Origin of the sequence: Erwinia sp. JUb26, from assembly GCF_003751505.1 — a bacterium.
In the GTDB taxonomy this organism is placed as follows: Bacteria; Pseudomonadota; Gammaproteobacteria; order Enterobacterales; family Enterobacteriaceae; genus Erwinia.
On the sequence record NZ_RJVB01000003.1, the window covers coordinates 293,764 to 314,761 of the forward strand.

The following is a 20,998-nucleotide window of genomic DNA, read 5'->3' on the forward strand; positions in this document are numbered from 1 at the left end:
CGATGGACTGCCCCGTTCGGTAGGGCTTAAGCTTTTTTACGGCTGCGCAGGAACCAGCCCACGGCCAGCATCAGGAACCACAGCGGCGTCACCATCAGTGCCTGACGGGTATCCTCTTCCAGCGTTAATAGCACCAGTACGAAGGCGAAGAACGCCATGCATACCCAGCACATGAATTTGCCCAGCGGCATTTTATAGCTCGATTCCGCGTGGCGCTGCGGGTGCTTTTTACGGTAGGCGAGGTACGAGCACAGAATAATCGTCCAGACGAACATAAACAGAATGGCGGATACCGTGGTGACCAGGGTAAACACCGTCATGACGTTCGGGATCAGATAAATCAGCGCCACGCCGCCCAGCAGGCATAAGCAGGAGAAGAACAGGCCGGTCGTCGGTACCGCACGGCTTGAAAGCACACCGAAACGGCGATGCGCCACGCCCTGCTGCGACAGGCCGTATAGCATACGGCTGGTGGAAAAGATGCCGCTGTTGGCGGATGATGCCGCCGAGGTCAGTACCACGAAGTTAACGATACTTGCCGCTGCCGGCAGACCAATCAGCACAAACATTTCAACAAACGGACTGCGGTCAGCGACCACCTGATTCCACGGCGTCACCGCCATGATCACCATCAGCGCCAGCACATAGAACATAATGATGCGCAGCGGGATCGCGTTAATGGCGCGCGGCAGCACTTTTTTCGGGTCGTGAGTTTCCGCCGCTGCGGTGCCCACCAGCTCGATACCCACGAAGGCGAATACGGCAATCTGGAAGCCGGCGAAGAAGCCGCTCAGCCCTTTCGGGAACATACCGCCGTGATCCCAGATATTGCTCAGGGACGCGGTGCCGCCGCCCGGCGAAGGATAGTGCATGGCAACCAGCACGATACCGGTAGCAATCAGCGCAACGATGGCAACGATCTTAATAATGGCGAACCAGAACTCCATTTCACCAAACAGCTTAACGGTGGCAACGTTAAGCGATAAGAAGACGACGATGCACAGCAGGGCGCTCATCCAGATGGAGAAATCGGGGAACCATAGCTGGAAGTAGGAGCTGATGGCCACCACATCTGCAATACCCGTTACTACCCAGCAGAACCAGTAAGTCCAGCCGGTAAAATAGCCCGCCCACGGGCCAAGCAGGTCCGCCGCGAAATCGCTAAAGGATTTGTACTCAAGATTGGAGAGCAGCAGCTCACCCATGGCACGCATAACGAAAAACAGCATAAAGCCGATGATCATATAAACGAAGATGATCGAGGGCCCGGCCAGACTGATGGTTTTACCGGAACCCATAAACAGTCCGGTGCCGATGGCGCCACCGATGGCGATAAGCTGGATATGCCGGTTGTGCAGGTTACGCCGCAGCGTATCCGGGCCTTCCTCTGAAAGCGTTGCCTCTTTTGATTGATCAACCATTAAGGTTCTCCTGTCGTGTTCTGTCCTGTGTAAATGAGTTAAAGCTCTGATGGCTTTTATTTCATTCGGTCCTGCCATGATTAGCTGGCATAAGATAGTGTAATAACCGGTTAAACGGGTAATTCTTTTCGGTAATAGTGATGGCGATCGAAGCGAATGATTCTGGTTGACAACACTCAACGGGGAGCTTAGCGCAAAACCGTACGGTTAAAGCAGAAAAAACAATGACATTGCAGTATTTTTGCCTCATTCGCTTAAAAAATCATCACTGGTGACGGTGCGGATGAGACAAGATGCAGATCCCAAGGAAAAAAGCGTAAAGTTACTGTATGCTGAATGAGATAAATCCTATGATGCTGGTGATATTTGATGGTTAAATGACCGTCGCAGAGGGGGGCTTAGACCGCACAAGTGATAATAACATACGGTATTGTTATGGATTGGCGTAAATATGGACTTATTACGGTGAAAAAATAGCTACACTTAATAAAAATTAGCGAACAATCCGTTAATTTACTCATGTAAGCATTACAACAAAAACCATTTAGCCTGGTCACATTTAATGTCCAATTACGCAGCAATATTGACAATGAAAATTAAAATCAAAACTCATCGTATCCCTTCATTCCATTGGGGAATTAATGGCTGCTGACACTTATTTCAGCTGGCGAGACGCAGTTCAATTCGATTTCAGTAAACAAACTGAGGTTGATCGGGTGACCCTGTTAATTGAGCAGCACGCAAAGCGTCTCGGATTCGATTTTTATGTGCTTTTCATCAGGCATCCTGTGCCATTTACCCGGCCGAAGACCTTTTATTACTGTAATTTGCCGGAAGAATGGATAAATTTTTATTTTCAGAAAAATTATTCTCCTGTGGATCCGATACTAAGGAATTGTCATTTCCCGGGCAGCCTGTGGGTGTGGGACGATGAGAGTGCTGGTGAAGGCGCAGTAATGATGCAGGCCGCCCGGCAACACGGGATTTACCACGGCATTTCAACCTCTGCCATCGCCCAAAACCGGGCAACGGGAATATTATCATTCGCCTCATCAGATCCGTTCAATAATGTAAAATTAACCACCGAGTTAGAGCTTAAACTCCAGTATCTGGTGGAACTGTCTCTGGCGGCGCTCACTCGCCTGAATGATATTTCAATGGTGTCAGTAAAACTGGAATTAAGTGACCGCGAGCGTGAAATCCTCAAGTGGACCGCTGAAGGAAAAACATCAGCTGAAATATCGCTGATACTTTCTATTTCACAGCACACGGTTAATTTTCATCAGAAAAACATGCAAAAACGATTAAATGCGCCAAACAAAACGCAAATTGCTTCTTACGCGGCCGCCATCGGTTTGATCTGACAAAAGACGCAACTACTAATTTTGGTAGTTTCGTATTACTAACGGGTTGTCTACCCTTCGCAAGGGTAACAACCCTGCGCGGCCCGCCTGGGGCGGTTTTCGTGCGGGAGTGCGACGGGGATTTATCAATGAAAATTATTCAGACCAAACTGAAGGATATGCCTTCCTCGTTGCTGGCCGAGTTGGGAAGCTATCGTTACAGCGTTTTTGCCAGAGAAGAAGGCTGGTCAATTCCGTCACGGCTTAGCACCCCCGGTCAGGAGTACGATCGCTTCGATCGCTCAGATGTTTGCTGGCTGATTGCCTGGCATGCGCAGCACGGTATCTGCGGCTGCGCCCGGCTGATGAAATGGCAGTGTCCTGATAATAACGACCTTTCTGACGCCGAGCGTGAAAGCCTGAACGGCGGCCCGATCTGGGAAATGTCGCGTTTTTCAGCGCGTCTGGAAATTGACAGCGAGTTGCCGTTGAATATTTTATGGCATGCACTGCAGCTGGCCGAGCAGTCCGGCATTGGCAATTTATTCAGCGCAGCCACACCGATGCTGGAGAAAATGTTTGGCCAGTATCACGTTAACTACCTGCCGCTGCCGCCGGGCGTAATTCAGTCGGAAGACAATCTGTTCGCCGTAAAAATACCGGTGTCACAGCCCGAGCTGGCAAGCCGTTTTCACGGCTCCAGACGCTTTAAGCCTGAAGAGGTCCTGCCGTCACTGGGCGTTTCCATCAGTTGGGGGATGCGCGGCCGCTAGGCATGCCATTTCGACCACAGGGTAATCAACAGCCAGGCCGCCACGGACCAGCAGGCGACCGCGGCCATCAATGCAGGCACCAGGCGCATCATGTTGATGAAATACCACAGCGAAAGCAGATAAACGAAGTAGGGAATAATCGCCCACATGCCGAACAGGATGGTTGCGCGCAGCGCTTCCATTCCGCGCTCGCTGCCGACGATATAGTGTGCGATCAGCGCAAACGTTGGGAACAGCGGGATCAGTCCGGCAAGATAGTAATTACGTGTTTTTGCGAGTATCCCGATCAGTAAAACCACCACAGCGCCAAGTATCGCTTTTATCAGTAAGGCCATTATTTCTTCAACTGGTTATGAATTGTTACACCGGGAGCGAAGTACACCTTCGGTTACGGGCGCAGGGTAAACGGCGCGGGTAAATATAAAGACTCCGGCACCGGTCCGGACAGATCCATCCGGCTTTCGGTGCCGGTCTGTACTACTGACGGAAAGCGTATTTGATTTGCTTTACGGTATTACTGAATACTTCGGCCTGCTGCTCATCCTCTAAGCCCGCAATGTAGCGTTCCATATTGATGATCACTTTGCCCGCGTCGGCCTGACCAATCGATTTCAGCATCAGCGTAACCAGCGCCTTCATGCAGGTGACTTCGTTAGCTAACGCCTTAACGTCTTCACTGGTTGAAAAGTCAATCTGACTCATGATCTCTCCTGATAAATGATAAAAAACATGCTCCTGAGCCGCAGGACAGGGCGCGAAAAATTGTTAAAAGTATATCATACAACGCGTAAAAAAAAGCAGATGCGCACTCTCCGTTCGTGCTCCCTATGCAGGTTAAGAGTGTTAAGAGAAACGGTAACGCAGTCCGCCTGGCTTCTGGCTTAATACTGAACATAATTAAGTCATCAGTTCTCTCTGACCGCCTGTAAAATTTATCGAATCAAATCGTAGATTGATGATTATTTCGCTAACTCCATGTAAATAATGATTATTGTTTTTCTTGTCTTTCTTTTTCGTAACTATTTATTGCCATTATTCCGCCTGTTATCGACATCGCTCATTTAGTCATTTTCCACAGCGTTCTTTTTTATTTTGCATTATGATTTAAGAAACTAAATGGTTAGCCGCTGTGTTAAATATGTTCTACCAATGAAAAAAAAGTAGTAGAATAACGACCCTGCAATAATTGCTAATCGTCACCTGCCTCAGGCATTTAGGGAGTTCCGTTTGATAAGCGTTTTTCTCGTCGATGACCACGAACTGGTGCGTACAGGGATCCGTCGCATACTGGACGATATCAAAGGTATCCAGGTAGTCGGTGAAGCCAACTGTGGTGAGGATGCAGTCAAATGGTGTCGCGGCAACAACGTTGACGTGGTGCTGATGGATATGAATATGCCCGGTATCGGCGGCCTTGAGGCCACGCGTAAAATTGTGCGCTACACGCCGGATGCTAAAGTGATCATGCTGACCATTTACACTGAAAGCCCGCTGCCGGCAAAAGTGATGCAGGCCGGTGCCGCAGGCTACCTCAGCAAAGGGGCTGCGCCGCAGGAAGTGGTCAACGCGATTCGTTCAGTCAATGCCGGACAGCGCTACATCGCGTCGGATATTGCCCAGCAAATGGCACTGAGTCAGATCGAACCGCAGGCCGAATCGCCGTTCAGCTGTTTGTCAGAACGCGAACTGCAGATTATGCTGATGATTACTAAAGGTCAGAAAGTGACTGAGATTTCCGAACAGCTGAACCTTAGCCCGAAAACGGTCAACAGCTACCGCTATCGGATGTTCAGCAAGCTTAATATCAGCGGTGACGTCGAGTTAACCCATCTGGCCATCCGTTATGGCCTGTTTAATTCGGAACCGTTAATCAGTAGTGAGTAGTATGGCGTTTGATGCTCGTTCCTTCCTGAAAACTGTGACCAGTCAGCCTGGCGTCTATCGAATGTATGATGCCAGCGAGACGGTGATTTATGTCGGCAAAGCTAAGGATCTGAAAAAGCGCCTCTCCAGCTATTTTCGCGGCAACCTTGCCAGCCGAAAAACCGAAGCGCTGGTGGCGTTGATCCAGCAGATTGACGTGACCGTGACCCACACCGAGACGGAAGCGCTGCTGCTTGAGCACAACTATATTAAGCTCTATCAGCCGCGCTATAACGTTCTGCTGCGCGACGATAAATCCTATCCCTATATTTTTCTTAGCGCCGATACGCATCCGCGGCTTGCCAGCCATCGCGGCGCCAAACACGCCAAAGGGGAGTACTTCGGTCCTTTCCCCAATGGCTACGCGGTGCGGGAAACGCTGTCGCTGCTGCAGAAGGTTTTTCCGGTGCGCCAGTGTGAAAACAGCGTGTACCGCAACCGTACGCGCCCGTGCCTGCAGTATCAGATTGGTCGCTGTTTAGGCCCCTGCGTCAGCGGACTGGTGACTGAAGAAGAATATGCGCAGCAGATTAACTACGTGCGGCTGTTTCTTTCCGGTAAAGACGATCAGGTGCTCAACCAACTGGTCACCCGGATGGAAGCGGCGGCGATGGAACTGCGTTTTGAAGAGGCCGCGCGCCTGCGCGATCAAATTCAGGCGGTGCGACGCGTTACGGAAAAACAGTTCGTTTCCAATCAGGGAGACGATATGGACGTTATCGGCGTGGCCTTCGATGGCGGCCTGGCCTGCCTGCACGTGCTGTTTATCCGTCAGGGCAAGGTGCTGGGCAGCCGCAGTTATTATCCGAAGGTCCCGGCGGGAACGGATCAGGCCGAAGTGGTTCAAACCTTCGTCGGGCAGTTCTATTTACAGGGCAGCCAGGCCCGAACCCTTCCTTCCGATATCCTGCTGGATTTTACCCTGCCGGAAAAAGATCTGCTGGCCGATTCCCTGACCGAGCTTGCCGGGCGGAGGGTGAGCATACAAAGCAAACCGCGCGGCGATCGCGCCCGTTACCTGAAGCTGGCGAGAACCAATGCCGCCACGGCGCTGGCAACGCGACTGGCGCAACATTCCACCGTGCATCAGCGGTTGTCCGAGCTGGCGCAGGTGCTGGAACTGCCCGAAATCAACCGCATGGAGTGTTTTGACATCAGCCACACTATGGGGGAGCAGACCGTCGCTTCCTGCGTCGTCTTTGATGCCAATGGTCCGGTGCGCAGTGAATACCGACGCTATAATATCAGCGGGATTACGCCAGGGGATGACTACGCGGCGATGAATCAGGTGCTGCGCCGCCGTTATGGTAAAGAGCTGGAAGAGAGTAAAATCCCCGATGTGATTTTGATCGACGGCGGTAAGGGACAGCTGGCGCAGGCGAAAAGCGTTTTCGCCGAGCTGGACGTCAGCTGGGATAAACAGCATCCTTTACTGTTAGGCATTGCGAAAGGCACCGATCGCAAGGCGGGGCTGGAAACGCTGTTTTTCGAACCGGAGGGGGAGGGTTTTTCTCTGCCGCCGGATTCCGCTGCGCTACATGTATTGCAGCATATTCGTGATGACTCTCACAATCATGCAATTACGGGTCATCGAAATAAACGGGCGAAAGTGAAAAATACCAGCGCGCTGGAAACGATAGAAGGCATAGGCCCGAAACGTCGTCAGATGCTGCTGAAGTACATGGGAGGCCTGCAACCGCTGATAAATGCTTCAGTGGAAGAGATTGCCAAAGTACCGGGAATTTCGCATGCACTGGCCGAAAAAATCTTCTATGCGCTGAAACACTAAGCATTGCAACACCCGTAGCAATGTAGGAACATAGAGACAAATTCTACTCTGTCCAAACAGTTAGCATAATTATGCCATTTAATATCCCGACCTTACTGACCCTGTTTCGCGTAGTCTTAATTCCATTTTTCGTGCTGGCGTTTTACCTGCCGTTCGAATGGGCTCCGCTGCTTTGTGCGCTGATCTTTGTCGTTGCTGCGGTAACAGACTGGTTTGACGGGTTTCTTGCCCGTCGCTGGAAGCAAACCACCCGTTTCGGTGCCTTCCTCGACCCGGTTGCCGATAAGGTGATGGTTGCCATGGCGCTGGTGCTGGTGGCGGAATACTTCCACGCCTGGTGGATCACGCTGCCTGCGGCCACCATGATCGCCCGTGAGATCATTATTTCTGCGCTGCGCGAGTGGATGGCAGAAATCGGTAAACGCAGCAGCGTTGCCGTATCCTGGATCGGTAAAGTGAAAACCACGGCGCAGATGCTGGCACTGTTTGCTCTGCTCTGGCGTCCAAACTCTATCGTCGAAGGGATTGGCGTTGCCGCGCTGTACATCGCTGCCGTCCTGACTTTCTGGTCAATGTTCCAATATTTGAGCGCTGCACGCGGCGATTTGCTCGAACGTTGATCGAAGCGACTTAAAAAGCAGCAAACGGACGCATTGTACGGATAATTTGATTGACTCATTGCTCCATGTCAGTAGAATGCAACGCATCGAAAGGCAGCAGGGTCTGCCAGAAGATAAAGCAAATCAGCAGCTTCTGAGTTTCACTCAAACAAAGCAGCAAAGTTGATAGCTAAGCGGGAATAGCTCAGTTGGTAGAGCACGACCTTGCCAAGGTCGGGGTCGCGAGTTCGAGTCTCGTTTCCCGCTCCAATTTTAGTCGTTAGAGTTTCTCTGAAGACAAAAAAGAATAAAGGCGCGTTGGCAGAGTGGCCATGCTACGGATTGCAAATCCGTCTACCTCGGTTCGACTCCGGGACGCGCCTCCAATCTTACATCCAGGCCCGGATGGTGAAATCGGTAGACACAAGGGATTTAAAATCCCTCGGCTTATGGCTGTGTGGGTTCAAGTCCCACTCCGGGCACCATATTCGAAGTACCGATTAAAACGAATAAAATCAAAGCAATATGTAGTAATGTCGTGACCGCCCAAGGGCGGTTTTTTTGTTTCCGCCCCGCAGTATTCCTGATACCCTTTCCTAATATTATTCTGCTCTCTTCTGCCCACCTCCACTTGTCCTCCGATACAATTAGATCGATGATGTCGGCTCCTCCGCCTGAGAATGAGTCTCCACAGATGTTAATCAGTACCGATGAAGCCAGAACCATCAATACCGACAGTCGCCTGGCGTGCACGCTTGCCGCGGTGGCGGGTGCGCTGAATACGGCGGCTTTTGAGATCGTGGGGTTTTTCTCGGCGAATATGACCGGCAACGTTTCGTCGCTGTCGGATAATCTGGCAAAAGCCAACCTAAAGTCGGGAGCCTTGTTCCTGGCGGTGCTGCTGCTGTTTATCGCCGGTTCTGCCTTCTCCACCACCATTATCAATGCCGGGAGAAGAAGGGGAATACGCACGATATTTGCGGCGAATATTTTGGTCGAAGCGCTGGCGCTGATCGCGCTGGGCATCGTTGAGATGTGGTTCAATCCGTCCTATCCCGGGCTGCTGCTGATATTTTCATTGAGCTTCTTGATGGGACTGCAGAATGCGGTCGTGACGCGGATCTCCAACGCCAGGGTCAGAACCACTCACGTTTCCGGTACGGCAACGGATATTGGCATTGAGGTAGCGATGCTGATTGACGTCTTCCGGCGTAAAGAATCACCGAAGGACGCACCGCTTTATCTGGAAAGGCTGGGGCTACATTCATCAACGCTTTTAGCGTTTTTTGTCGGTGGGATCGCCGGGATCTGGCTGTCTAAGCTGTTTGGCTATGTATTCCTGATCGTTATTGGGGTGGGGCTGGTTTATCTTTCACTGGCGACGATTTTCAGAAAGCGGCCTGCCTGAATAAAGCCGGCTACCTGGCTAAAATTCCCGATAGAGCCTGGCTGAAATTACCGATCCATCCAGAGTCGAACCCTGCTGGAATCACCGATCAAGCCAGGCTTGAAATCGTCTGGAATCATCCCGTTAGCCCGGCGGGTCACCGGGGAGGGATCGATTTTAAAACGCTGCACCATTTATCGCGGGAAGCGTTTTTCCAGCATATCAGCGACTTCCTCTGCATAGTACAGCGGAATAACGCAAACGCCGTTACGATCGGCAAAGACGATATCTCCCGGGCAAACCACCACGCCGCCGCAGCTGATTGGTACGTTGATTTCACCGATACCGGACTTTCCTGAAGCGCCGCAGGTCAGGCCACGGGCAAAGATCGGCAGGCCAATTTTCTCGCAGTCGTCGATATCGCGGAACGCGCCGTCAATAATCACCCCAATCGCGCCGTACTTCAGGGCAAGGCTGCTGCGCTGATCGCCCCAGTAGGCGCTTTCGGTGTTGCCTTTGCCGGCAATCATCACGATATCACCGGGCTGCGCCAGTTCGATGGCGGTGGGAATAATACCGCCTTCGCCCGGCGGCACTCTGACGGTCAGGGCCGGGCCTACGATTTTTCCCGCCCCTACCCAGGGCTTAATGCTGCTGGTCATGCAGTCGAAAATACCGGCCACGTCGCATAAATCCGGCGTGGCATACACCGCCAGTCTGGCCAGCACCTGCGGATCGGGGCGTTCGAAGGAAGCGTTAACGCGTTTACCGTAGCTCATCGTCATTACCTGTCTGAGTCGTTAAGTTATCCATCGCGGTCAGGCCGCGAGGTCCAGCACCATCACCGACACCCATTCGCCGGAGACCTCGCGCTGTTCAACCTCGCGCCAGCCCAGCCGCTGATATAAATTCTGCTGGTCCGGTGTATAAAGCCACAGGCAATCCATACGGTTACTTTTTGCATGGCTGATACAGGAATTAACCAGCGCCGATCCCACGCCCTTGCCGCGCCAGGCAACCGGCGTGAAAACCTCTCCCAGCCAGAAGCGGCGCGACGGATTATCGTCCAGTTCGAACTCAATGACGCTGGCGGTGCCCATCAGATTACCGTCGGTGTGGCAGGCGAGCAGGGTAAAACTGCGGCGATCTGCATGATTGCGCTGCAGCAGACGTTCACTAATCTTTGCGACCGAAGACCAGTTGGCCAGTGCCGACCACTCGCTGTACAACAGCCTGGCGATCTCCTCACTTCTGTCCGGCTGCTGACGCAGGGCAAAAATCTCCATTTGATCCTCTCCGACGCGTGATTTCATTTCCACTCTGTGGCGGAAAGCTTAGGAACTATCTAAACTTTTTCCGATCCTCTTCCCATTTTTATCTGAGCGCGTTTATAATTGCCAGGTAATTTAGTTAGAACTCTAATCATCAGGTCTCTATATATTGAACTCCCAGGAACTGAACTTCTCCCGTTTGCTGCATCTTACGGCGCATGCCTGGCGTCAGGCGATCGATCGGCGGATGAAAGATAACGGTCTGAGCATGAGCAGCTGGATGGCGGTGGCCACCATTGCGATTCAGGAAACGCCCATCAGTCAGAAAGAGCTGGCTCAGGCGCTGGGGCTGGAAGATGCCAGCGTGGTGCCGCTGATCGACAGGCTGGTCAAACAGCAGCTGGTGGAACGCATACAGCCGGAGGAAGATCGGCGCAAGCGACTGCTGCACGTAACCCCGCAGGGCGAAACGCTGTATCAGCGGCTGAAAGTGGAAGCGGATGCGCTGCGCAATGAGCTGCTGGCAAACGTCGATAAAGACGAGCTGGCGGTTACTCAGCGGGTGCTACAACAGCTACTGATTGCCACCGAGGGCAACTAAGTGCGCCGCGATAAACCGAATCCCTATGCGCCGCGCGAATGGGCCCCCGGTGAAAAACCGATGCTGCCCGGTTCGCCCTCTACGCCGCTGCATCCCGGGCACAAGCGCATTGCCTTCGGCATTGTCGGCCTGCTGATCTCCATTACCGGCGCGTTAAGCAACGCGCTGGTCACCGCCAATCTGACCAATCTGCAGGGCGTTTTTGGCGCGTACAGCAATGAAATTGCCTGGCTGCCTGCGGTGTACGTGATGGGCAATATCTCCATCAACCTACTGCTGGTGAAGTTTCGCCAGCAGTTTGGCCTGCGTGTGTTTACCGAAGCGTTCCTGGTGCTGTACGTCCTGGTGGCGTTTTTCCATCTGCTGGTTAACGACCTCAGTTCGGCCATTATCGTACGTGCGGCGCACGGGATGGTGGGGGCCGCGCTCAGCTCGCTGGGTATTTACTACCAGATCCAGGCCTGGCCCGCGAAGCACCGACTGAAGGCGCTGGCTATCGGGCTGGGTGCGTCGCAGCTGGCAATCCCACTGGCGCGTCTGTTCTCTACCGAGCTGCTGCAGCTGGAGGAATGGCGCGGGCTGTATCTGTTTGAGCTGGGGCTGGCGCTGGTGGCGCTGGGCGCGGTGCTGATCCTCAAGCTGCCGCCGGGCGAGCGCACCCGGGAGTTTGAGAAAAAAGATTTCCTCACCTTCTTCCTGATGGCTCCGGGGATGGCGCTGTTTTGCGGCGTGCTATCGCTGGGCCGTATTGAATGGTGGACCAGTACGCCGTGGCTGGGGGTCTGCACGGCGCTGGGCCTGGTGCTGGTGACGGCGGCCGTGCTGGTGGAGCACAACCGCAGCAATCCGCTGATCAATACGCGCTGGCTGGGCAGCGGGGCGATCTTCCGTCTGGGGATCGTGATGATCCTGCTGCGTATTATGCTGGCCGAACAGAACACCGGTGCGGTGGGCTATCTGCAAACGATAGGGCTGTTAAACGATCAGATGCAGGGGCTGGCGCTGGCGATTCTGGCAGGCGTTGCAGCCGGCATTGTTTTCAGTGCGCTGACCATTAATCCGAAACATCTCAGCTGGCCGATCGTCGTTTCTCTGATTATCGTGATGGTCGCCTCGCTGATGGATGCGCAGTCCAGCCCGCTGACGCGCGCGCACAATATGTATTTCAGCCAGTTCCTGCTCGGCTTCAGTACCTCCTTCTTTATTGCACCGGCGATGCTGCTGGGCGTCGGGGGCGTGGTCACCCAGCCCAAAAATCTGGTGAGCTTTGTGGTGCTGTTCGGCATGAGTCAGAACATTGGCGGACTGATGGGATCGGCGCTGCTGGGGACGTTTCAGACGTGGCGGGAGAAATATCATTCCAGCCTGCTCGGCGACCAGCTTTCGCTGCTCGATCCCAACGTGACCGAACGGCTTGCGCAGTATTCCAGCCTGTTCAGCAGTCAGCTGACCGATCCGATCCTCACCAGCGCGCAGGGTACCACGCAGCTACAGACCGTGGCGACTCTGCAGGCCAACGTCCTGGCCTATAACGATGTCTATCTTCTGACGGCGGGGATTGCCGCCGTCACTTTACTCTGGGTGCTGTGGCGGCTGTCCCGCCTGCGCTATCTCAACTGGCAGCAGGCAAAACGAGAAGCGGAAGCTGAACAGCGGGCAATGCAACAAACGGCGACAACGATCGCGACGGGGAAATAATGAGCCAACAGGAACAGCAGCAGGCCGAGCGCCAGAGAAACAACAAGCTGCGAATTTTATCTATCGCTCTGGGATCGGGCATTGCCATCGTCGGCGTACTGGTGATCCTGTACGCCTGGCAGCTGCCGCCGTTTACCAGCCAGGTGCAGTCAACGGAAAATGCCTACGTGCGCGGCCAGGTCACCTTTATCAGCCCGCAGGTCAGTGGCTACGTCACCTCGGTTAAGGTGCTGGATTTGCAGCCGGTAAAACGCGGCGAACTGCTAATGACCATCGACGATCGCATTTATCGCCAGCGCGTGCATCAGTCTCAGGCGCAGCTGGAGATGAAGAAAGCGGCTCTGGCGAACAACCAGCAGCAGCGGCGCAGCGCGGAGGCGGTGATCAAGCGTAATGAAGCCGCCTTGCAAAATGCCAAAGCTCAGGCGGTGAAGGGCGGGCTGGATCTGAAGCGCGTGGAAAATCTGGTGGCGGATGGATCGCTGTCGCTGCGTGAACGCGATGCCTCGCGCGCCAGCAACAGCCAGACGCAGGCGGACGTGCAGCAGGCACAGGCCACGCTGGAAGTCTCCCGCCAGGATTTGCAGACCACTATCGTTAACCGCGCCTCGCTGGAGGCCGACGTCACCAGCGCGCAGGCCGCGCTGGAGCTGGCGCAGATCGATCTGGATAACACCCGTATTATTGCCCCGGATGACGGCCAGCTGGGTCAGATCTCGGTGCGTCAGGGTGCCTACGTGATCGCCGGAACCCGACTGACGTCAGTGGTGCCGCAGCAGAAATGGATTATCGCCAATATGAAGGAAACCCAGATGGCGCACATCCGTCCGGGGCTGCCGGTGAGCTTTACCGTCGACGCGCTGAACAACACGCGTTATGACGGCGAGGTGGAGTTTATCTCCCCGGCGGCGGGTTCCGAATTCAGCGCGATTTCACCGGATAACGCCACCGGCAACTTCGTGAAAATCGCCCAGCGCATTCCGGTGCGGATCCGTATTACCAGCGAGAATACCACGCAGCTGCGTCCCGGCATGTCGGTGGAAGTCAACATTGACACGGCAGGGGATGATAACGGCAGGGAGAAACGCTGATGTCCGCTCAAAAAGCCCTGCTGGCGGTGCTGCTGGCGTCGGTGCTGTCGGCGTGCGCCACAAACGTAGACCAGGCCCCCGCCTCGCTGCCGATCCCTGACGGCTGGCGCAGCCAGGTCGGGCCGGGCGCCGCCGTCGAGGCGAGCTGGTGGCGGGCCTTTGGCGATCCGCAGCTCAATCAGCTGGTGGAGCAGGCGCTGCGCAATAATCCGGATATCCTGATTGCCCGCTCGCGCGTGGATCAGTATCGCGCGCAGCTGCGCGGTGCGCAGGGCGACAACTTCCCGACGCTGGATGCCGGTGTGGCCGCGACCCGTGCCCGTGCGATATCGGCCGTTACCGGGCAGCCTTATCAGTACTCGGTATTCCAGGGATTGCTGCAGGCAAACTATAACGTCGACCTTTGGGGCGCACGCAGCAGCAGCATCGATGCGGCGAAAGCCACGCTGGCCGCACAGCAGGCCGCCGCCAGCGCCGCGGAGCTGACCATCGCCAGTTCAGTGGCTTCCGGTTATATGACGTTGGTTTCGCTGGATGAGCAGCTGCGCGTCACCGAAGCGACGCTGGCAACCCGGCAAAACTCGTTGAATCTGGCGCAGCGCCAGTTCGAAACCGGCTATACCTCAAAGCTGGAGTGGGTGCAGTCGGAGTCGGAATATCAGACGGCAAAAGCGCAGATACCGCTGTTGCAGCACCAGATAGCCCAGCAGGAGAATGCGCTGAGTATTCTGGTCGGTATGAATCCACGCCAGATTGCGCGGCAGAACCATTTCGATCATCTGGCACCGCAAACGCTGCCGGCGGTGATGCCATCGCAGCTGCTGCAACGGCGGCCGGATATCGTGCAGGCCGAGCGCCAGCTGCTGGCGGCGGATGCCTCGCTACAGTCTTCACGCGCCAGCCTGCTGCCGTCGCTGAATCTGACCGCCAGCGGTACGCTGCAAAGCTCCGTTCTGCATGAGCTGGCGGCGAATCCTTTCCGCCTGTGGAGTATCGGCGGCAGCGTGCTGGCCCCGCTGCTTAACCGTGAGGCGTTAACCGCGCAGGTGGATGTCTCAATGGCGTCGCGCAATCAGGCACTTTACACCTATGAAAAGGTGGTGCGCAGCGCATTTGGTGAAGTGAATGACGATCTTGATGCGATTACGCGCTACCAGCAGCAGCTGGTTGAACTGGAAAAGCAACAGCAGGTGGTAAGTGAAGCGCTGCGGATTGCCAGCAATCGCTATCGCAACGGCTACGCCTCGTATCTGGACGAGCTGGATGCTCAGCGCACGCTGTTCAGCACCCAGCTCAGCGTGGTGCAGGCGAAAAATAACCTGCTGCTGGCGCAGATCGACCTTTATCGCGCGCTGGGCGGCGGCTGGCAGCAGTAACGTCCAGCCCGTTCTCAGTTCCGAATCTCAGCCCCGAACGCGTCAACTAAACAGATGGACCAGCCGATCGGGGGTCTGGGAGCGGGAAAAATACCAGCCCTGAAAACGATGACACCCCATGTCGCACAGGGCTGAAAACTGCGTTTCTTCTTCCACGCCCTCGGCGACAATATGGATCCCCAGCGCTTGGCACATGGCGATCATCGCGCGGATCGCCATCAGATGATCCGGGTTGCGCTCCATATCCATCACAAACGATCGATCGATTTTAACCTCGCCGATCCCCAGCTTGCGCAGCCCGGTCAGCGATGCCATGCCCGTACCAAAGTTATCCAGTGCGATATTAATCCGCATGTCCCGCAGCGCGGTGAGCTTTCGCTGAACGTCGTCGATATCGCTGGCCAGCGCCGACTCCAGGATTTCAAAACTCAGCCGTTGGGGATCGATACCGCTGCGGCTCACGATGCGCTGCGTCTGACGGATAAAATCACTGCGTTTGAGCTGGCGCGGGCTGATATTGACCGAGACGCGCACCGTTTCCATTCCGGGCTGGGTCTGCCACTGCTTCAGCTGCGCGCAGGTTTTTTCCAGAACCCATTCGCTGATGTTAAGGATCAGCCCGCTGTTTTCCGCTACCGGGATAAAGGTCGCCGGGGAGATCAGCCGACCATCCGGCGTGCGCCAGCGCAGCAGGGCTTCCAGGCAGGTGACGCTGCCGCAACGGGAAAACTGCGGCTGATACTCAAGGAAAAATTCGTCTTCTTTCAGCGCGCGCCGTAAACCGTTTTCGATAGTATCGCGCTGACGCTGTTCTTCACGCAGGCGTGTTGACCAGAACATCCACTTGCGCTGATTCTTTTTGGAGTAGTACTGAGCCATATCGGCCTTGTGCATCATTTCGGCGATGGGCGCAAGGTCGTGACGATAAAGATAGATGCCGATGCTGCTGGTGATATTAAGCTGGTTATCGTCGATGATGACGTCATGCTCCAGATTCTGCAGCAGGCGCTCGGCGAGAACGGTCAGTTTACCGCGTGCGTCCTGATAGCTGTCGCCGAGGTCGGTGACCAGAACAGCAAATTCGTCACCGCCGAGACGCGAAAGCGCATCGTGGCTGCGCAGGGTGCCACGCAGGCGCTGGGCGATGATTTTCAGCAGTTCGTCGCCGGCGTTGTGGCCCAGCGTGTCGTTCACCTCTTTAAAGCGGGTCAGGTCAAGATAGAGCAGGGCGGAAAACTGCTGGCGATCGGCCTGGCTGCGTGCCTGCTCAATTTTGTCGTAAAAACGGTTGCGGTTATCGAGTTGAGTTAACGGATCCTGCCAGGCCAGCTGGAGCATCTCGCGTTCGCGACGCTTTTTCTCGGTGATGTCCTTCGCCTTGCCCAGCATTTCCAGTACCGTGCCCGACTCGCTGTGGCGCACCGCCTTGCCGTGATTGAGGATCCAGCGCTGGCGTCCAGCGGGGTCGACAACGCGGTATTCACAGTGAAAAAGGGGAGTCTGGCCGGAGAGGTGATTTAAGAAATGCTGTTTGGTGGCGGCGAGATCGTCCGGGTGGATCAGATTGAACATCGCATCCTGATGATGCGTGAGGCGTTTATCTTCAAAGCCGAAAAGCCGGTTCCAGTCCTGATTATGGGAGATAATTCCGCTGGCGATATCCCATAACCAGAATCCCTCTTCCGTGAGCTCCAGCGTCTGTTCCAGACGCCAGCGTGAAAGCGACTCTTCACGCTGTGCCTGCACCTCGGTGGTAATATCCGTGGCAATCAGCAGCTGGCCCGGCGTGGCCTGAGGTTCGCTGATGGTGACGCAGCGCGTCCGTAACCAAAGAGGCACGCTGCCCGTGGACAGATCGAGCTGCGCGCAGTCCTCAGTCAGCGTTTTAGCCAGCTGTCCGGTTGCCAACAGATGATGATAGAGCCGCTCACCCGGATGGTTGGCAAAGGTCAGCATCAAGCCGCCGTCGACGATGAAAATCGCATTGCTACTGTGTTCAATAATCTGTTCAAAAATTAAAAAACTGTCTTCAGGAAGGCGATATCGATGCATGATAAACCTGGTCGCGCAGCAGGATAATTTGGCGATGCCGTTGAATGAGCGCCAGCATTATTCAGTCTTTTTTCATGCAAGTCTATCGGGGTGGCGAGAAAAGAAGCACCCGAATAGCCTGTTGAAAGAATTCCCTATTTTATCTCTTAAATTGCTTAAAATTGGTCGAATAATTCAGGGTCAACGGTATTCACCGTATTTATCAATTGTGCTAATGTTTTTTGAGGTGCCTGGTTTCGTCACCTTAGCCGACGTTCAGGTGTGATGACAAAAAGGAATATCTTATAGCCAATCGGGCCAGTGTTAACTGATTGGCCGTGTTAATATGTTTATTCCCTATGTTATCATTGTTTTTTAACTTGTTTTAGCGGTATCTGGTGCGATTGGGTTGATAAAAACAGGCTGCTGATGATTTTTTCAGGTTAATTATTCTTTATTTAACGACCGATGATCTTGACTCAGAGGGTCGTTTTCTTAAATTTTTTGAAATGGATTTCGGACAGGTTTCTGGTCATCGAACAGGGCAGTTTTGCTAACACGCTGCGGCTTAACATGAAAAAAAGTTCTGAATCTGGCTCCGAATCTGAAGCTGAAAAACACGCACGGGTACCGCTTGATGATGCCCCATTTGCGATAGTGGTACTTGCAGTCACCTCTTTTACTCTTATAATCTTTGTCCTCACCATAACGTTACTGATGTCATGATTTTCCAGGCGGCATCCTGACGTGTTGATTATCCAAAGGATTGAGGATTGCATGGAATCCAGAGACGATAAATTACTGGCGTTGGTCGGACTGCTTACCGCTGGGCTGATTACTGTTACGGTACTGTTTACCCTGACCTGGCTTTCAGACGTGCGGTATCCCGCTGAACAGCCGCTGGACACCCGAACCTGTCCCTCTTCGCTGCATTACTCTTCCCGATCCTGATTCTGCTTTAGTTTTATCTGCTGGCTGCGAAGCGCCAGCGCGCAGGCTTCGTTGATTGTTCGATTGCCGTTAGCGTCGGGCAACCCAAACAGCCCCGCCGGTGAGCGACGATCGTCGTCCCAGCTGGGGTAGTCAACCAGCGGATAGAGCGAAATACCTTCCACTTCGACCCCCAGATCGAGTGCCGTTCTGACTTCATCACACACCCGGTTCAGCCAGTCCGCGCAGCGGGCTGCTTCGGCACCGGTCTCCGCCAGCAGAATGGGGCGCTGATAGCGCTGTCCGATGTCCTGCAGCAGCCGGTGAAGCGGGCGGTAATCGGGGTGATGCGGCTCCAGCGGATCGCCATTGTGAAACCACTGATGATCGGGATACCAGGTCAGGCCAATAATATTCAGTAAATCCTTCTGGCCACCCAGTTCCGGCAGGCTGCGGCCACCGATCCAGTCCCATACTTCAAACTGTGCCTCGTGCTGCTGCTGCGCTGCACTTTTCGCCGCGCCGGAATAGCCGGATGCCGCAACGTGCACCAGCGGATCGGTAATCACAAACCGGGCTTCAGGCAGCTCATGACGTATACCGTGCATCGCCGCGATCGCGGCTTTAGCAAGCTGCTGCTTCAGCTCGCGCCCTCGGCCCGTTTCGAACGGGTTAAACCAGGCGATTTCAGCTCCGGCCCAGGACCAGAATGAGATCTGATTCATCGGTGAAATCAGCGGTTGAATCTCCCCTTCCTCGCGCAGCAGGCGGGCGAATGCCGTGGCGAAGGCCGCGAAGCGGTCAACAAATTCAGGCTGCCAGATATCCAGCCCGTCCGGCCAGCCAAAATGTGCCAGTTCCCAGATCATCTGAATATGGTGTTTTTTTGCCGCCTGCAGCTGCGGCAGAAAGCTGTCCCAGCAGTATTCACCCGGCGACGTTTCAATCAGATACCAGCGAGCACCGTCGCGCGCGGTCAGCAGCTGATGCTCCGCCAGCAGTGCATAATCTTTATCCAGTAAGGTATCGTGGCCGCTGTTGATCATCAGATCGGCGCGCTTACCGGGTGAACGGCAGGCGCTCGAACACGGGAAACTGCCCTGGAAAAAACTCTGAAACAGCCGCGGATGATGTCGGGAGCTTGAGGAGTGGGTGTCATCACACATAATGCTCTCCTGCTTGCAGAACTGAGCGGAACGATGGGATAAGTCTAGACTAAGATAGCGATCGGGCCCGAGGATGACGGAAGCCGCTAACGATGATTGACCGTAACGCCGTAAAGGACAGAAGATGAGTGAAGTGACCGTTTCAAAGCAAACCGATGTCGACGGCTTTACCCGCCTTGCCCAGGCCATCAGGCCGCTGGTTTCAGGACACCCTCAGAACAGCGGTGTTTATCCTCTGGCAGAAGGCCTGGATGCGTTTGCCGCACGCTATCTACTGATTGCGATGGCAGAGAAAACGTTGGATATACAATATTATATCTGGGAAAACGATATGTCCGGGCAGCTACTGTTCAGCGCCGTGCTGGATGCCGCACGGCGCGGTGTGTGCGTTCGGCTGCTGCTGGATGATAATAATACGCTGGGGCTGGATAAGACGCTCAGTGCGTTGAACAGCCATCCAAATATTGACGTACGCCTGTTCAATCCATTTTCATTTCGCACGCTGCGTCTGTTGGGTTATCTCACGGACTTCGCGCGTTTAAATCGCCGAATGCACAATAAAAGCTTAACCGTAGACGGTGAGGCGACCATCGTTGGCGGTCGCAACGTGGGCGATAAGTACTTTGGCGCCGGTGACGAGCCGCTGTTTTCCGATCTGGATGTGCTGGCCGTAGGGCCCGTGGTCCGGGAGGTTGAACTGGATTTTGACCGCTACTGGCAGTGTCGTTCCGTCGCGCCGTTTAGTACGGTCGTTGATACGGATCCCGGTTCGGAAGCGGATATTGGCCTGCCGGAAGCGTGGCGTGAAAACGAGCAGGTAAAGCACTATTTCACCCGTCTGCAGGAATCCACGTTCATTACCCGGCTGGAAAGCCGCACGCTGCCGTTTATCTGGGCCAGCACTCGTCTGCTCAGTGACGACCCGCGCAAAGGGTTGGGGCGAGCCAGAACGAAAAATCTCTTGCCCCAGCGCTTACTGTCGATCATTGGCCGCCCGCAGCAGCGGCTGGACATTATCTCTGCTTATTTTGTCCCGACCCGCGCCGGGGTGGCCCAGCTGCTGGCGCTGGTACGCAAGGGGGTGAAAATTGCCATTCTGACCAACTCCCTGGCGGCCAACGATGTTTCCGTGGTGCACGCCGGTTATGCGAAATGGCGTAAAAAACTGCTGCGTCACGGCATCGCGCTGTATGAGCTGAAGCCGACCAGCACGCGGCCGGGCGGCGTGCTACACGATCGTGGCCTGACCGGCAATTCCGGCTCCAGCCTGCATGCGAAAACGTTCAGCGTGGACCAGGAAACGGTGTTTATTGGATCGTTTAATTTCGATCCGCGTTCGGCAGTGCTGAATACGGAAATGGGGCTGGTGATCGAAAGCGGCGAACTGGCGAACCGCATCCATGAGAATCTGTTGATTAACCTGCGCGAACACGCATGGACGCTGCGGCTGGATGACTGGGGTAAGGTTAACTGGGTGGAATATCCGGGGCAGGCGGAAGAGATCGTGCATAAACATGAGCCACGCACGCGGTTTATGCAGCGGCTGCTGGTCAGGCTGGTGTGGCGTCTGCCGATTGAATGGCTGCTTTAGCCCGGCTG

Annotated in this window: 19 protein-coding genes and 3 tRNA genes; 15 read left to right on the top strand and 7 right to left on the bottom strand. The window is 54.7% G+C overall.

All coding sequences use genetic code 11. From position 1 onward, the window contains the following. Window positions 1–26 precede the first annotated feature (26 nt). A complete protein-coding gene (cycA, locus tag EC836_RS10025) occupies window positions 27–1,421 on the bottom strand; it encodes a D-serine/D-alanine/glycine transporter (RefSeq protein WP_123332614.1) in 1,395 nt (464 codons plus the stop codon). Between the two features lie 641 nt (window positions 1,422–2,062). On the opposite strand from cycA, the gene sdiA reads away from it, so the two are divergent. Next, window positions 2,063–2,785, top strand: a complete 723-nt coding sequence (sdiA, locus tag EC836_RS10030) for a transcriptional regulator SdiA (RefSeq protein ID WP_123332616.1) — start codon at window positions 2,063–2,065, stop codon at window positions 2,783–2,785. 128 nt (window positions 2,786–2,913) lie between these two features. Continuing rightward, the gene (locus tag EC836_RS10035; RefSeq protein WP_123332619.1) at window positions 2,914–3,537 is read left to right on the top strand and encodes an acyl-homoserine-lactone synthase; all 624 of its coding nucleotides are present in this window, start codon (window positions 2,914–2,916) and stop codon (window positions 3,535–3,537) included. On the opposite strand, the gene EC836_RS10040 is transcribed toward EC836_RS10035, so the two are convergent. Together EC836_RS10040 and EC836_RS10045 are read right to left on the bottom strand one after the other, a co-directional pair. Then, a complete protein-coding gene (locus EC836_RS10040) occupies window positions 3,534–3,872 on the bottom strand; it encodes a GlpM family protein (protein ID WP_123332621.1) in 339 nt (112 codons plus the stop codon). The two genes, EC836_RS10035 and EC836_RS10040, sit on opposite strands and share 4 nt — an antisense overlap. 142 nt (window positions 3,873–4,014) lie before the next feature. Next, window positions 4,015–4,239 carry a DUF2594 family protein gene (locus EC836_RS10045; RefSeq protein WP_123332623.1) on the bottom strand — a complete coding sequence of 75 codons (225 nt, stop codon included), beginning with the start codon at window positions 4,237–4,239 and terminating at the stop codon, window positions 4,015–4,017. A 525-nt stretch (window positions 4,240–4,764) separates the two neighbouring features. Between EC836_RS10045 and uvrY the strand changes: the two genes are divergently transcribed. The 7 genes from uvrY to EC836_RS10080 all read left to right on the top strand — a co-directional run bounded on the left by uvrY (window position 4,765) and on the right by EC836_RS10080 (window position 9,256). Continuing rightward, window positions 4,765–5,421, top strand: coding sequence for a UvrY/SirA/GacA family response regulator transcription factor (uvrY, locus tag EC836_RS10050; RefSeq protein WP_123332625.1), 657 nt, complete (start codon window positions 4,765–4,767; stop codon window positions 5,419–5,421). A gap of 1 nt (window position 5,422) precedes the next feature. Then, window positions 5,423–7,249, top strand: coding sequence for an excinuclease ABC subunit UvrC (gene uvrC, locus EC836_RS10055; protein ID WP_123332627.1), 1,827 nt, complete (start codon window positions 5,423–5,425; stop codon window positions 7,247–7,249). A gap of 71 nt (window positions 7,250–7,320) precedes the next feature. Beyond that, window positions 7,321–7,869: a CDP-diacylglycerol--glycerol-3-phosphate 3-phosphatidyltransferase gene (pgsA, locus tag EC836_RS10060; protein WP_105593373.1), complete on the top strand. Its 549-nt coding sequence runs from the start codon at window positions 7,321–7,323 to the stop codon at window positions 7,867–7,869. 173 nt (window positions 7,870–8,042) lie between these two features. Further along, window positions 8,043–8,118, top strand: a tRNA-Gly gene (locus EC836_RS10065). A 42-nt stretch (window positions 8,119–8,160) separates the two neighbouring features. After that, window positions 8,161–8,234: transfer RNA gene (locus tag EC836_RS10070), tRNA-Cys, on the top strand. Between the two features lie 13 nt (window positions 8,235–8,247). Further along, window positions 8,248–8,333 (top strand) — tRNA-Leu (locus EC836_RS10075). A gap of 209 nt (window positions 8,334–8,542) precedes the next feature. Next, window positions 8,543–9,256: a YoaK family protein gene (locus EC836_RS10080; RefSeq protein ID WP_123332628.1), complete on the top strand. Its 714-nt coding sequence runs from the start codon at window positions 8,543–8,545 to the stop codon at window positions 9,254–9,256. Between the two features lie 173 nt (window positions 9,257–9,429). Here the strand turns inward: EC836_RS10080 and EC836_RS10085 are convergent, their stop codons facing one another. Continuing rightward, entirely contained in the window at window positions 9,430–10,014 is a 585-nt protein-coding gene (locus tag EC836_RS10085) for an RraA family protein (RefSeq protein ID WP_123332630.1), read from the bottom strand. Between the two features lie 39 nt (window positions 10,015–10,053). Next, entirely contained in the window at window positions 10,054–10,548 is a 495-nt protein-coding gene (locus EC836_RS10090) for a GNAT family N-acetyltransferase (RefSeq protein WP_233599226.1), read from the bottom strand. 127 nt (window positions 10,549–10,675) lie between these two features. Between EC836_RS10090 and EC836_RS10095 the strand changes: the two genes are divergently transcribed. The 4 genes from EC836_RS10095 to EC836_RS10110 are packed head-to-tail and all read left to right on the top strand — an operon-like array spanning window position 10,676 to window position 15,272. Continuing rightward, window positions 10,676–11,107 (top strand): MarR family winged helix-turn-helix transcriptional regulator, encoded by a 432-nt coding sequence (locus EC836_RS10095; RefSeq protein ID WP_123332634.1) that lies wholly within the window; start codon window positions 10,676–10,678, stop codon window positions 11,105–11,107. Window positions 11,108–11,167: 60 nt separating this feature from the next. Next, the gene (locus EC836_RS10100) at window positions 11,168–12,805 is read left to right on the top strand and encodes an MFS transporter (protein WP_123333163.1); all 1,638 of its coding nucleotides are present in this window, start codon (window positions 11,168–11,170) and stop codon (window positions 12,803–12,805) included. Next, window positions 12,805–13,896 carry an HlyD family secretion protein gene (locus EC836_RS10105; RefSeq protein WP_123332636.1) on the top strand — a complete coding sequence of 364 codons (1,092 nt, stop codon included), beginning with the start codon at window positions 12,805–12,807 and terminating at the stop codon, window positions 13,894–13,896. The genes EC836_RS10100 and EC836_RS10105 overlap by 1 nt, the downstream gene beginning before the upstream one ends. Next, window positions 13,896–15,272: an efflux transporter outer membrane subunit gene (locus tag EC836_RS10110; protein ID WP_199735104.1), complete on the top strand. Its 1,377-nt coding sequence runs from the start codon at window positions 13,896–13,898 to the stop codon at window positions 15,270–15,272. Before EC836_RS10105 ends, EC836_RS10110 begins: the two co-directional genes overlap by 1 nt. 42 nt (window positions 15,273–15,314) lie before the next feature. On the opposite strand, the gene EC836_RS10115 is transcribed toward EC836_RS10110, so the two are convergent. After that, window positions 15,315–17,324, bottom strand: coding sequence for a bifunctional diguanylate cyclase/phosphodiesterase (locus tag EC836_RS10115; protein WP_123332640.1), 2,010 nt, complete (start codon window positions 17,322–17,324; stop codon window positions 15,315–15,317). A gap of 756 nt (window positions 17,325–18,080) precedes the next feature. Between EC836_RS10115 and EC836_RS24830 the strand changes: the two genes are divergently transcribed. Beyond that, a complete protein-coding gene (locus tag EC836_RS24830) occupies window positions 18,081–18,254 on the top strand; it encodes a hypothetical protein (protein WP_199735106.1) in 174 nt (57 codons plus the stop codon). On the opposite strand, the gene EC836_RS10130 is transcribed toward EC836_RS24830, so the two are convergent. Beyond that, window positions 18,236–19,399 (bottom strand): beta-glucosidase, encoded by a 1,164-nt coding sequence (locus tag EC836_RS10130; protein ID WP_123332646.1) that lies wholly within the window; start codon window positions 19,397–19,399, stop codon window positions 18,236–18,238. The two genes, EC836_RS24830 and EC836_RS10130, sit on opposite strands and share 19 nt — an antisense overlap. Window positions 19,400–19,523: 124 nt before the next feature. On the opposite strand from EC836_RS10130, the gene EC836_RS10135 reads away from it, so the two are divergent. Continuing rightward, entirely contained in the window at window positions 19,524–20,990 is a 1,467-nt protein-coding gene (locus tag EC836_RS10135) for a phospholipase D family protein (protein ID WP_123332648.1), read from the top strand. Window positions 20,991–20,998: the final 8 nt, after the last annotated feature.